General features: G+C 55.2%; 12 protein-coding genes. 6 read left to right on the top strand and 6 right to left on the bottom strand.

What is annotated here, in order from left to right:
- Nucleotides 1–5 precede the first annotated feature (5 nt).
- The 5 genes from pheA to CTT34_RS09825 all read left to right on the top strand — a co-directional run bounded on the left by pheA (nucleotide 6) and on the right by CTT34_RS09825 (nucleotide 6612).
- Nucleotides 6–1097, top strand: a complete 1092-nt coding sequence (gene pheA / locus CTT34_RS09845) for a prephenate dehydratase (protein ID WP_159342276.1) — start codon at nucleotides 6–8, stop codon at nucleotides 1095–1097.
- Between the two features lie 50 nt (nucleotides 1098–1147).
- A complete protein-coding gene (locus CTT34_RS09840) occupies nucleotides 1148–3382 on the top strand; it encodes a bifunctional prephenate dehydrogenase/3-phosphoshikimate 1-carboxyvinyltransferase (protein ID WP_254436363.1) in 2235 nt (744 codons plus the stop codon).
- Complete coding sequence (gene cmk, locus CTT34_RS09835; protein ID WP_159342274.1) at nucleotides 3372–4061, top strand: (d)CMP kinase; 690 nt, start codon at nucleotides 3372–3374, stop codon at nucleotides 4059–4061. The genes CTT34_RS09840 and cmk overlap by 11 nt, the downstream gene beginning before the upstream one ends.
- A 184-nt stretch (nucleotides 4062–4245) precedes the next feature.
- Entirely contained in the window at nucleotides 4246–5925 is a 1680-nt protein-coding gene (gene rpsA, locus CTT34_RS09830) for a 30S ribosomal protein S1 (RefSeq protein ID WP_139527448.1), read from the top strand.
- Between the two features lie 312 nt (nucleotides 5926–6237).
- Entirely contained in the window at nucleotides 6238–6612 is a 375-nt protein-coding gene (locus tag CTT34_RS09825) for a histone-like nucleoid-structuring protein, MvaT/MvaU family (RefSeq protein ID WP_159342273.1), read from the top strand.
- 82 nt (nucleotides 6613–6694) lie between these two features.
- Here CTT34_RS09825 and CTT34_RS09820 read toward each other — a convergent pair whose 3' ends face one another.
- Nucleotides 6695–7528, bottom strand: a complete 834-nt coding sequence (locus tag CTT34_RS09820) for a helix-turn-helix transcriptional regulator (RefSeq protein ID WP_159342272.1) — start codon at nucleotides 7526–7528, stop codon at nucleotides 6695–6697.
- Nucleotides 7529–7885: 357 nt separating this feature from the next.
- Here CTT34_RS09820 and CTT34_RS09815 point away from each other — a divergent pair, with 357 nt between their 5' ends.
- Complete coding sequence (locus CTT34_RS09815) at nucleotides 7886–8248, top strand: hypothetical protein (RefSeq protein WP_159342271.1); 363 nt, start codon at nucleotides 7886–7888, stop codon at nucleotides 8246–8248.
- On the opposite strand, the gene CTT34_RS09810 is transcribed toward CTT34_RS09815, so the two are convergent.
- From CTT34_RS09810 to CTT34_RS09790, 5 genes are read right to left on the bottom strand one after another with little or no spacing between them, the layout of a single operon-like run.
- The gene (locus CTT34_RS09810) at nucleotides 8225–9094 is read right to left on the bottom strand and encodes a DNA replication terminus site-binding protein (RefSeq protein WP_159342270.1); all 870 of its coding nucleotides are present in this window, start codon (nucleotides 9092–9094) and stop codon (nucleotides 8225–8227) included. The genes CTT34_RS09815 and CTT34_RS09810 overlap by 24 nt on opposite strands.
- A 15-nt stretch (nucleotides 9095–9109) precedes the next feature.
- Nucleotides 9110–9343, bottom strand: a complete 234-nt coding sequence (gene yacG, locus CTT34_RS09805) for a DNA gyrase inhibitor YacG (protein WP_159342269.1) — start codon at nucleotides 9341–9343, stop codon at nucleotides 9110–9112.
- Nucleotides 9344–9357: 14 nt separating this feature from the next.
- A complete protein-coding gene (gene coaE, locus CTT34_RS09800; protein ID WP_159342268.1) occupies nucleotides 9358–9954 on the bottom strand; it encodes a dephospho-CoA kinase in 597 nt (198 codons plus the stop codon).
- Nucleotides 9955–9987: 33 nt separating this feature from the next.
- Nucleotides 9988–10833 carry a prepilin peptidase gene (locus tag CTT34_RS09795; protein WP_159342267.1) on the bottom strand — a complete coding sequence of 282 codons (846 nt, stop codon included), beginning with the start codon at nucleotides 10831–10833 and terminating at the stop codon, nucleotides 9988–9990.
- A gap of 29 nt (nucleotides 10834–10862) precedes the next feature.
- Nucleotides 10863–12092 carry a type II secretion system F family protein gene (locus CTT34_RS09790; RefSeq protein ID WP_159342266.1) on the bottom strand — a complete coding sequence of 410 codons (1230 nt, stop codon included), beginning with the start codon at nucleotides 12090–12092 and terminating at the stop codon, nucleotides 10863–10865.

Here is a 12092-nt window from a genome sequence, read left to right as displayed (position 1 = left end):
CCATCATGTCCGATACGCCGATCCATTTAGACGACTTGCGTCAACGTATCGACCAGTTGGATGGCGATATTCTGCGCTTGATCAGTGAGCGAGCCACCTGCGCTCAGCAGGTGGCTCACGTTAAGCTCGCCCAAGATAAAGATGCCGTGTTCTACCGCCCTGAGCGGGAAGCGCAGGTGTTGCGGCGCATCATGGCGCTGAACAATGGGCCACTGGACTCCGAAGAGATGGCCCGTCTGTTTCGCGAAATCATGTCTGCTTGTCTCGCGCTGGAGCAGCCGGTCAAAGTGGCGTATTTAGGCCCAGAGGGCACGTTTACCCAGCAAGCCGCGCTGAAGCACTTTGGGGAAAGCGCGGTCAGCTTGCCCATGGCCGCCATCGACGAGGTGTTCCGCGAAGTAGAAGCGGGCGCGGTGAATTACGGCGTCGTGCCGGTGGAGAATTCCACCGAAGGCGTTGTCAATCACACGCTCGATACCTTCATGGACTCCTCCATCAAGATTTGCGGCGAAGTGGTACTACGCATCCATCATCATCTGTTGATCAGCGAAACCACGCGTAAAGACAAAGTATCGCGCATTTATTCGCATCCGCAGTCGTTTGGCCAATGCCGTAAGTGGTTGGACGCACACTATCCTCACGCAGAGCGTGTACCGGTGTCGTCTAACGCAGAAGCTGCGAAGCTGGTAAAGACCGAATGGCACAGCGCCGCCATAGCGGGTGACATGGCGGCGAAGCTGTATGGTCTGGAGCGGATTGCCGACAAGATCGAGGATCGCCCGGATAACTCCACGCGCTTTTTGATCATTGGCAACCAAGACGTGCCCATGTCAGGCGAGGATAAGACGTCCATCGTCGTGGCGATGCGTAACCAGCCGGGGGCGCTGCACGATCTGCTTGAGCCGTTCCATCGCCACAAAATCGATTTGACTCGTATTGAAACGCGGCCGTCACGCACCGGCGTTTGGAATTATGTATTTTTCATCGATTTCAAAGGTCATCGCGACGAGCCTCAGGTGGCGGCGGTCTTGGAAGAGGTGCGTTTGCGGGCCTCCGAGCTGCGCGTGTTGGGCTCTTACCCCCAGGGCGTGCTGTGACGGTGTCAGGGCATACGAACAAACGTGCGTCGTGTCATGAATCGCGGATCTTGATCGTTGGGTTGGGGTTGATTGGCGGCTCGCTGGCTGCTGGGTTACGCGCCGCTGGCTATGACGGCCACATCGTCGCTTGCGACCCTAACCATGACGAAGTGGCTCTGGGCATTGAGCTTGGTCTCGTCGATTCGGGCGATACTAGGCTCGGCGAGCTGTTGAAGGATGTCTCCATGGTCGTGCTGGCGGTGCCCGTGCTGGCCATGGAGCGCGTCATGACCCAGTTGGCCGAGTCGCTTTCCGACGCAGCCAGCGATGTGGTCATCACCGACGTGGGCAGTACCAAGGCAACGATTCGAGAGTGTGCCGAGCGCGTCTTTGGCTGCGTGCCGCCGAACATGGTGCTGGGTCATCCCATTGCGGGTTCCGAAAAGAGTGGTGTAGCTGCGGCCAACCCCTTGCTCTATGAGAACCACAAGGTGATTTTGACGCCTGAGGCCAACGTCAATGCACTAGCGCTGAAACGCGTAGAGGGATTGTGGCAGGCTTGTGGTGCACAGGTGCTCCACATGAGTGTCGAACGCCACGATCAAGTACTCGCGCGAACCAGTCATTTGCCGCATCTGTTGGCCTTTTCCCTGGTGGACACCCTAGCGCGTCAAGATGAGCGGCTGGATATTTTTCGTTATGCGGCAGGCGGGTTCCGAGACTTCACGCGCATTGCGGGCAGTGATCCGGTCATGTGGCGGGATATTTTCATTGCCAACCGAGAGGCGGTGCTATCGTCGCTGGATGATTTTGAGGCCGGTCTAACGCGTCTGCGTCAAGCCGTGGAGGAGGGGGATAGCGATGCACTCATCGCCACCTTTGATCGGGCCAGTCATGCGCGTCACTATTTCGATACGTTATTGAACAAAACCAGTTATCAGGCGGAATATCATATGCAACCACACGGTAAAGTGACTTATCGGGTGCAGCCGGGCGGCCAGGCGCAGGGGCGTCTGCGTGTGCCGGGCGATAAATCCATGTCCCACCGCTCGATCATGCTGGGAGCGTTGGCAGAAGGGGTGACGGAGGTCAAAGGCTTCCTCGAAGGTGAAGATAGCCTGGCAACGCTGCAGGCGTTCCGCGAGATGGGAGTGGCGATTGAGGGGCCGCATCAAGGCCGCGTGACAATCCATGGCGTCGGCATGCACGGTTTGAAAGCGCCAGCAGGGCCTCTTTATGTGGGTAACTCTGGGACGGCAATGCGTCTCTTTGCCGGCCTGCTGGCCGGTCAATCCTTCGACAGCGAATTGACCGGCGACGAGTCGCTGACTAAGCGCCCGATGGGTCGCGTCGCGGATCCTTTGCGTCTTATGGGGGCGACGATCGATACCGCCGAAGGCGGTCGTCCGCCGCTGAAAATCCAGGGTGGCGCAGCGCTAAAGGGTATTCACTACGACATGCCCATGGCCAGTGCCCAGGTGAAATCCTGTCTGCTACTCGCCGGGCTGTATGCCGAAGGCGAAACCCGTGTGCGCGAGCCTGCGCCTACCCGTGACCATACCGAACGCATGCTCAATGGGTTTGGTTACGAAGTATCCCGTGAAGGGGATACCTGCTGGCTACAAGGCGGTGGTCGACTAACCGCTGGACCCATCGATGTTCCGTCCGATATCTCCTCGGCGACGTTCTTTCTCGTTGCGGCTGCGATTACGCCGGGTTCCGATATCACACTGGAACATGTGGGCATCAACCCGACGCGGATTGGTGTGATCAATATCTTGAACCTGATGGGCGCTGATTTAACCCTGGAGAACGAGCGCGAAGTGGGGGGCGAGCCGGTTGCCGATATCCGTATTCGTTACGCGCCCTTGAAAGGTATCGATATTCCCGTCGATCAAGTGCCGCTGGCTATCGATGAATTCCCAGCGCTCTTCATTGCGGCATCCAATGCGCACGGCACGACCCGCCTGCGCGGTGCAGAAGAACTCCGCGTGAAAGAGTCCGACCGCATCCAGGCGATGGCCGATGGCCTTGCGGTGCTGGGTGTCGAGCATACGGTGGTAGAGGACGGCATTGACATTGTGGGTAACGGCAACGATAGCGAACCGAGCTATGGCGGTGGTCGTATCGATAGCCTGGGCGATCACCGTATTGCCATGGCGTTTGCCATTGCGTCGCTGCGTGCCGGTGCCGAAATCATCATTGATGACTGCGCCAACGTGGCGACCTCCTTCCCCGATTTCGTCGCACTGGCTCAACGAATTGGGATGAGCGTCGAGGTGGAGGGTGCCAATGACCGCTAAGGTACCTGTGCTGACAATCGATGGCCCCGGCGGTGCCGGCAAAGGCACGATTAGCAGCCTTGTGGCCGAACGGTTGGGTTGGCACCTGCTGGATAGTGGGGCGCTTTACCGTTTGACGGCGCAAGCCGCCGTCAAGCATGGCGTCTCGCTGGATGATGAGGCGGCACTCGCCAGTATTGCGGCATCGCTCGATGTCGCGTTTCCGGTGGCGGATGGCTTACCCTGCACGCTCTTAGAGGGTGAGGACGTTGGTCGCGCAATCCGTACCGAACAAGCCGGTGAACGCGCTTCCAAGGTGGCCGCTTTGCCACAAGTGCGTTCGGCGCTTCTCCAGAGGCAGCGCGATTTTTGTCAAGCGCCGGGGCTCGTGGCAGACGGTCGCGACATGGGCACGGTCGTGTTCCCCGATGCTCCCTTGAAGATCTTTTTGACGGCCAGTGCCGAAGAGCGGGCGCGCAGACGGCATCTACAGTTGCAGGAAGCTGGGGTGGATGCTAGTCTGTCGAGTCTTTTAAAGGAGATTCAGGCACGCGATGCACGCGACACGCAACGCAGTGTGGCTCCCCTCAAGCCGGCAGAAGATGCCATCACGCTTGATACCACGCGCCTGAGCATACCGGAAGTGGTTGATCGGCTGACCGAACTGCTTGCCCTACGCGGCATGTCTAACGGCATTTGATTCTCCCTTGCGGCGTTTTTGGAAAGGTGTCACGACGTGGCAGGGCGACAGCATCATCTCAGTGAGCCCGGTCAGGTCTAACCAGCGCTAACGCCTCCAAAAGCTGAGTGACATTAGGCCCGTACTCGCTGGTGGTACGGAGAAGGCAGTTATGCCTCAACAACGTTGATCACGTAGGAAAACCATGAGCGAAAGCTTTGCTGAACTGTTTGAACAGTCTCTTAACGACATCAACATGGAGCCAGGCGCCATCGTCGCGGCTCAGGTTGTCGACATTGACGGTGACTGGGTTACCGTTAACGCTGGTCTGAAGTCCGAAGGTCAAATCCCTGCGGCACAATTCCGCGATGAAAACGGTGAACTGACCATCGCCATCGGTGATGACGTTCACGTTGCACTGGAAGCCGTCGAAGATGGTTTCGGTGAAACACGTCTGTCCCGTGAAAAAGCCAAGCGCGCAGAAGCTTGGAAGATTCTGGAAGCAGCCTTCGAGAAAGACGAAATCGTCAAGGGCGTGATCAACGGTAAAGTCAAAGGCGGCTTCACTGTCGACGTCGACTCTATCCGTGCTTTCTTGCCGGGCTCTCTGGTGGACGTTCGTCCGGTTCGCGACACTGCGCACCTGGAAAACAAAGAGCTGGATTTCAAAGTCATCAAGCTCGACCCGAAGCGTAACAACGTCGTCGTATCACGTCGTGCCGTGCTAGAAGCAGAGAACAGCGCCGAGCGTGAAGCGCTCCTGGCCACTCTGCAAGAAGGCCAGCAGATCAAAGGTATCGTCAAGAACCTGACCGATTACGGTGCTTTCGTTGATTTGGGCGGCGTCGATGGCCTGTTGCACATCACCGACATGGCGTGGAAGCGCATCAAGCATCCGTCTGAAATCGTTGCCGTTGGCGACGAAATCAACGTCAAAGTGCTGAAGTTCGATCGTGAGCGCAACCGCGTTTCACTGGGTCTGAAGCAGCTGGGCGAAGATCCGTGGGTCAACATTAAAGACCGTTATCCGGAAGGCACCAAAGTACACGCTGTCGTCACGAACCTGACGGACTACGGTTGCTTTGCTGAGCTGGAAGAGGGTGTCGAAGGTCTGGTTCACGTGTCTGAAATGGACTGGACCAACAAGAACATTCATCCGTCTAAAGTCGTTCAAGTGGGCGATGACGTTGACGTGATGGTTCTTGATATCGACGAAGAGCGTCGTCGTATTTCTCTGGGTATCAAGCAGTGCACTGCTAATCCGTGGGAAACCTTCAACGCCGAATACAACAAGGGCGACCGTGTTTCCGGTACCATCAAGTCCATTACGGACTTCGGTATCTTCATCGGCCTTGAAGGCGGTATCGACGGTCTGGTTCACCTGTCCGACATCTCTTGGACTGAAACAGGCGAAGAAGCCGTTCGTAACTTCAAGAAGGGTGACGAAGCAGAAGCAGTTATTCTGTCTATCGACCCGGAGCGCGAGCGTATCTCCCTGGGTATCAAGCAAATGGATTCCGATCCGGTTGCTGAATACCTGTCTGTGAACGACAAGGGCAGCATCGTGACTGGCCGTGTTGTAGAAGTTGACGCCAAAGAAGCACACGTTGAGCTGGCGACAGACGTTATCGCTATCCTCAAAGCCTCTGAAATCAGCGCTGACCGTGTTGAAGATGCACGCAACGTTCTGAACGAAGGTGACAGCGTTGAAGCGCGTATCGTGAGCGTCGATCGCAAGAGCCGTCAGATCAATCTGTCGGTAAAAGCGAAAGAGCAAGACGATACTCGTCAAAACCTGAAGAAACTGCGTGAGCAAGAGCCAGAAGCCGCCGGTGGCCCGACCACTATCGGTGATCTGATCAAGCAGCAGATGGGTCAAGACTAAGTTATTAGTCTGACGCCTACAAAAACGCCGCCCTCTAGGGCGGCGTTTTTTTTGCAAAAATTTACATCGCTTCGATTTACTTTCTTAATCTGTATTAGCAGTACTCGTGTTGTTTGAAGAGTGGCTTTAATCGTTGTGGGCTTTGGCAAGTTGGTGTTTAAAAAAAAGTTTAGTAAATGGATCAAAATCAACTAGACTGTTGTCAATTAGCATAATTAAGGCAATAATGTCACCGCATCCTGAACTGATCGGTATTGAGTGGTCCAGCTGAATACCATTGCCGTTACATCTAAAGCAAAAAAGGGACTCCCTATGTCTTTGTTAAACGATTACATCCAGAAAGAACAGCAGCTTAAGCAGCTACAAGAAGAACTGCAGCGTTTAGAAGGCGATCAGCGCCTTAAAAGCGAGCTAGAGTTTAAAGCCAAACTGGAAGCGTTGATGAACGAGTTTGGTAAGCGCCCGACAGACGTGGTCGCACTGCTTGACCCTGCTGCCGATCAGCGTGTCAGCACTAAAGCGCCTGCTGCCTCTACGCGCCGCAAGCGTCGTCTGAAGATCTACAAGAACCCGCACACTGGTGAGGTCATCGAAACCCGTGGCGGCAATCACAAAGGCCTGCGTAGCTGGAAAGACGAGCACGGCGATGACACTGTCGAGTCTTGGCTCGTGCGGATGGAAGACTAAACAAATCATTCCGGCACTTCTGCAAAGAAGTGCCGGAATTCTTTTTAAACAGCGATAGAGAAGAGTTTCCAGTCAACATTGCTCAATATTGAAGCGGGACGCGTAATTCCAAGTGATTTGGATGCCACAGTACTCGCGGAGAATCTCCACTAATCTGAAACGTATCTTCTTGGTGAATGATGCGCAAGAGCGTGGAGGCTAGCGCATCCGCTAGCTCATCGAACTGATCGAAACGTGTCGTGGCAAAGTGTTGAGCGGGAGAGTCTACCCTGCGATAAGCCACTGGCAGTGCTAAATTCTCCGTGGTAGCCGTAGGCTCTAAGTAAAGTCCAATATCGGTTCTCAACTTGTTTTGCGGTTGAGAAGTGTCTAAAGCGGCAACGGTATTGGCTAATAAGTCAGGCAAGGCAACGGTCGGTGTGGCTCGCCCTAATTGTGCTTCAAAGCAGCTAAGATGGTTAGCATGATGTTTTTTGCTGCCCAGCCCATCAATAGCGTCAGGTGCTTCATAAATACGCATAAAAACAGCCTGTCGAGGGCGGCTCTTCTCGATGGTCGTCGTAAACTGTCTTTGAGGTGCGGCTAAATGGCGCATACCACTTAGCGCTTGGCGATAATGCCGCGGAGTTAGCTGGTAGCGCCTTTGAAAGGCTCTTGAGAAAGAGGAGTGATTGACGTACCCACAGCGTAAGGCGATATGCGCTATATTTTGTGATGTCAGTGATAAGAGAACGGCAGCACGCTCTAGGCGACGCTGCTCTCGGTAAGCGCTTGGGGATGTATGAAAGCATTGGCGAAACTGTCTGCGCACCTGCGAGGCAGAATACCCCAAGTGGTTCGCTAGGTCTTCGATACTCAATGACTGATCAAGCGTGTCCTGTAGCCAGATCTCAGCTCGCGACATTGCATTGAACATTATCTGGCCTCCTATGCGTGAGTCATACAGGTCGATATCTTGCCTGTAGAGCACCCTCCCGGTGCGTATGGTACAAGTGCTGGTAGCCCATAGCTCTGCTCACTGCCTATCAATAGGGAGTATCGTGGAGTGAGCTAACATCCTTGGCGTGTGATGGCGTAGTGTCACTGTCCATACGATAGCGGTAAACCATTGTTACCGATTCGTGTTGCCATCACGATGTTGTCTTTATGCTGCTAAGCTCAAGCAAAGGCAAGTTTGCTCTGTATGTTTACGCGTTTGTGCACAGTTTTTCGTTAAAAAGGCCTGTTTGGCAGGCGTATCGACCATTTTTTGTAAGGTGTAAATGAAACATCAATGAAATATCAAAAGGTTCAAAAACAACTGGATGAGCGTGAAAAGCTACGTAAATTTCGTGAGCTGGATGACGCCTTTGCGCAAGCATTGCGTCAGTTGGACGATCCTGAGAGTGATTTTGATATTCCCACCGGGCCGCCTGTACGCTCTTTAGCATCCTTAGAAGCTGACGACCAAGAGGCGCATGAAAAAGCACAGGAGGCGCATTTTGCAGAGCGTCTGAGGGCTCTCATGAATGAATACGATCAGTCCGAGCAGGAAGTGAGGGCGCTCATTGAAACGCTGCTGGCTTACGGCTTATGGACAAAGGACCGGTTACCGGTGGTTGCCAACGATCCGCTAGCGGTAGCGATAAACGCGTAAGCTGGGCAAAAAAGCGTCACTTTCTAGCTTTTCATCCCGCCGCTTGGCGCGTGTTCGTTGTGCGGGTGGCTCCATAGGGGGCACTTTGATATGCGGCAAGCGGCCTTCATGCGCGGGTACCACCAGCGGCATGGCAATATTTAACGCTCGCCGTGTCTGGCCATCCATCAGCGGTTCCGTGAAGAATAGGTTGGCGCGCATGAGCGGTGCTTGGTTTTGTACCTGCGCCAATGGTTCGCTGCTGGGTATGCCAGCGAGTTTTCGCAGCTGTATGCGGACATGGGGAGCATCGCTATCCAGCTGTAATAGCTTTTGCTCTGCCTCTTGGACGGTGATGCGTTTGATAGAGCGGCCGCTGCTGTACCACGCGAGCCGCACTCGTGCGACCGGTGCTTCGACGATAGGCAATTGACGCCAGCACTGTTTCAAATGCAGTCGCGCCATTCCCCCGGTGCGGAGCACTTTCTCGACATCAGGATGACGCTGGGGGAGGCGCTGCTTGGCGTCACTGAGTCCGCCCGGCTCGCTCTGCTTGATGCGTTGCAAAAGTGTGCTGATGGCACTTTTGGCAGCGTTGACCTCTTGAAAGGCCTCAATCAGCGGCTCGTCGGCGGCGATGACGGCAATGTAATTACGTGTTTCTCGGCCGTCTTGATGCTGCTGATGCCACATGTCTAGAAGCGCATCCCTCAGCCAAGTGGCATCGCCTGACCCTGACAAACGCCAAGTGGCGGGAGGCGCTGATTCATAGAGCGTCGCTGCACGGTGGATGGCTGCAGTCAGTTGGTCGAAGCGTTCATCCAGCTCATGCAATAACCGATAGTGGGGTCGTAAGGCGTCAGACATCAGTGAGGCATCGTCTCAAGAGAGTGGAGCGTCTTTATCCGCTTGAGCTAGAAGCGTCTCGATATCGGCCTCATCCATGGCGGACTCTCCCGAGATACGGTGAGACTCTTCTGCCCAAGCGCCGAGATCCAGTAACTGGCAACGTTTGCTACAAAAGGGGCGAAAAGGGCTGCTAGGCCCCCAAGTCACCCGTGTTCCACACTGTGGGCAATCCACTTCGAGCGGGGCATCGTTGGCGGGAATCGTCATCGGTGAAAGCTCCTTCACGTTATGCTGTTACGGTACTGTTGGTCGAGTGCGGCCACTTGCCGTTGGGTATGATTTCGCCCTCGGCTATTGTCGATGACATCGTCGGCACGTGAGAGTCGCACATCGCGTGGTAATTGGGCCGCGAGGATAGCACGCACCTGCTGCTCGCTCACGTGATCACGGGCCAACGTTCGCGCGAGCTGCTCTGCTTCGGGAACGTCCACCACCAACGTACGTTTTACCAGCGCATCCTGTCCCGATTCGAAAAGCAGTGGGGAAACCAGCAGTACATAGGGTGATTGGGTGCAAAGCTGTCGCAGATGTTCGAGTAGCCGCTCGCGGATACGCGGGTGGGTAACGGACTCCAGCCAAGCACGCTGACTGGGGTCGGTAAATACAATCTCGCGCAGGGTGGCTCGGTTTAGGCTGCCGTCATTATTCAGCACCTGCATGCCAAACCGCTCAGTGATGGCATCGAGTGCTGGTTCGCCAGGGGCGACAATCTCTCTTGCCACGTCATCGGCATCCACCCAGCCGATACCCAACTCCCCAAATAGACGAGCAACGGTGGATTTTCCTGAGCCAATACCGCCGGTAACACCAATGATCATGTTAACCCTTAAATGACAGAACCGATAAATGATTCAGTATACCAGTGACAGGTAGAGTGCCATGAGGTCATCGCCCATGAGTAACCCCACCCAGCCTGATAATGCCAAAAAGGGGCCAAACGGCATGGCTTGGCCTCGCAGGCGAGGTTGTGTCGCTTGTACCATCAGGCCAATGAGTGCGCCCAATCCGGCAGACACGATCAGCAGTAGCGGAAGCATGCTCCAGCCTAACCAAGCACCTAGCGCTGCAAGTAGTTTGAAATCGCCATAGCCCATGCCCTCCTTTCCCGTGACGAGCTTGAAGAGCCAGTAAAAGCCCCACAAGACGAGATACCCCGCCATGGCCCCTAACACGGCGCTAGATAGCATGACGGGCTGAAACAGAAGCTGGTAGGCCAAACCCGCCCACAGCAGCGGTAGGGTCAGTATGTCCGGTAGAAGGTATGTGCGCAGGTCGATGACGGCTAACACGAGTAGCGTCATGCAGGCGGCATATATCCACAAACTCGAAAGTTGCCAGCCATGCAGCGCCATGACGGCAATCGCCAGTACGCCCCCCATGATTTCCACCACCGGGTACTGAGGGCTGATACGAGTTTGACAATGGGCGCAGCGCCCGCGACGCTTCAACCACCCGAGGACAGGGAGGTTGTCGTGCCAGGCAATGGCGTGCTCGCAGCGAGGGCACATGGACGGTGGATAGGCAAGATTGAAGCGAGGGGTAGGCTCTGTGGGCTGCTCCAACGAAGCGAGAGCTTCGTTACGCCACTGGCGCATCAGCATGACCGGTAGCCGCGTGATCACGACATTGAGAAAGCTGCCCAAACACAGCCCCATGACCCCTGCGAAGACTGACAATAATAGTGGCGGTAAGCCCATGATACTCCTAATGGATTGAGTGGCCTGCTCTATAGCGCCGTGCCAATTTCGAAGATCGGGAGATACATCGACACTACCACGCCTCCCACCAGGGCACCGAGCACGACGATAATGATGGGCTCCATGAGTGATGTCAGCGCATCGACTTTATTGTCGACTTCCTCTTCGTAATAATCCGCCACCCGATTGAGCATGGCATCGAGGGATCCAGCCTCTTCGCCGATGCTCACCATCTGAACGGCCAGCGCAGGAAAGCGGTTTGTCATCCGCATCGCAAAATGAAGCTGCTGCCCAGTGGTGACATCCTGGCGCACTTCATTGATTGCTTTGATATAGACGCGATTGTCGGCGGCACCGGCAGCGGTTTCTAGGCCTTCTATCAATGGTACCCCGGAGGCAAAGGTCGTCGCGAGGGTTCGAGTGAAGCGGGACACTGCCGATTTATGCATGATGTCGCCAATTACCGGTAACCTGAGCAATAAGCCATCGAGCCGATAGGCGACCTTGGGTGAACGGCGCGCAGCCGTTTTCAGCAGCATCACACTACCGACTAAGAAGCCCAGTGCATGTAGCCAATATTGCTGGGCCATGTCAGAGAGATTGACGGTGAACTGTGTCAATGCGGGCAGCTCGGCGCCAAAGCCTTGAAACATGCTTTCGAACTCAGGTACCACTTTGATGAGCAAAAGCATGGTTACCCCCACACCAATCGCCATAACCGAGGTCGGATACCAAAGCGCTTTTTTGACGCGGTTTTTGAGTGACTCGACTTTTTCTTTGTAACTGGCAATACGTTCGAGCATTTGATCGAGCGCGCCGGCTTGTTCTCCTGCATCCACCAAGTTGACGAATAAACGATCGAACTGACGAGGATGTTTTGCCATGGCACTGGAAAGGCTATCGCCGGACGACACGTCTTCCATGATTTGCTGGGTCAGCGCGACCATGGCGGGTTTCTTCAAGCTTTCCGACACGGCTTGAAGTGCCTGCAAAATAGGGATGCCTGCACGCACCATGGTCGCCATCTGGCGTGCGAACACCATGATATCGACATTGGTCACTTTACCGCGGCCGCTGAAACTGCTGCGTTTTTGAATCTTACTGGCAACGATGCGCTGCTTTGCAAGCTGCTCGACGATATCGGCTTTGGTGCGGCCAATCAGCTCGCCTCGCATGGGGCGATCCTGAGGACCTTTGCCCGCCCATTTCCAGCGGTGCAGCGGGGCGGGCTTGGCGCGGCGAGCCTTGGCTTTGGTCAT

This window comes from Halomonas meridiana, assembly GCF_009846525.1.
Lineage (GTDB): Bacteria > Pseudomonadota > Gammaproteobacteria > Pseudomonadales > Halomonadaceae > Vreelandella.
The sequence above is the reverse complement of the archived record's forward strand: the minus strand, read 5'-3'. Positions and strand labels throughout refer to the sequence as shown.

What these genes read in the sequence shown, in the direction of transcription:
- pheA (WP_159342276.1), top strand. Translation starts at nt 6, where the DNA reads ATGTCCGATACGCCGATCCATTTAGACGACTTGCGTCAACGTATCGAC.
- cmk (WP_159342274.1), top strand. Translation starts at nt 3,372, where the DNA reads ATGACCGCTAAGGTACCTGTGCTGACAATCGATGGCCCCGGCGGTGCC.
- rpsA (WP_139527448.1), top strand. Translation starts at nt 4,246, where the DNA reads ATGAGCGAAAGCTTTGCTGAACTGTTTGAACAGTCTCTTAACGACATC.
- CTT34_RS09825 (WP_159342273.1), top strand. Translation starts at nt 6,238, where the DNA reads ATGTCTTTGTTAAACGATTACATCCAGAAAGAACAGCAGCTTAAGCAG.
- CTT34_RS09820 (WP_159342272.1), bottom strand. Translation starts at nt 7,528, where the DNA reads ATGTTCAATGCAATGTCGCGAGCTGAGATCTGGCTACAGGACACGCTT.
- CTT34_RS09815 (WP_159342271.1), top strand. Translation starts at nt 7,886, where the DNA reads ATGAAATATCAAAAGGTTCAAAAACAACTGGATGAGCGTGAAAAGCTA.
- CTT34_RS09810 (WP_159342270.1), bottom strand. Translation starts at nt 9,094, where the DNA reads ATGTCTGACGCCTTACGACCCCACTATCGGTTATTGCATGAGCTGGAT.
- yacG (WP_159342269.1), bottom strand. Translation starts at nt 9,343, where the DNA reads ATGACGATTCCCGCCAACGATGCCCCGCTCGAAGTGGATTGCCCACAG.
- coaE (WP_159342268.1), bottom strand. Translation starts at nt 9,954, where the DNA reads ATGATCATTGGTGTTACCGGCGGTATTGGCTCAGGAAAATCCACCGTT.
- CTT34_RS09795 (WP_159342267.1), bottom strand. Translation starts at nt 10,833, where the DNA reads ATGGGCTTACCGCCACTATTATTGTCAGTCTTCGCAGGGGTCATGGGG.
- CTT34_RS09790 (WP_159342266.1), bottom strand. Translation starts at nt 12,092, where the DNA reads ATGACCAAAGCCAAGGCTCGCCGCGCCAAGCCCGCCCCGCTGCACCGC.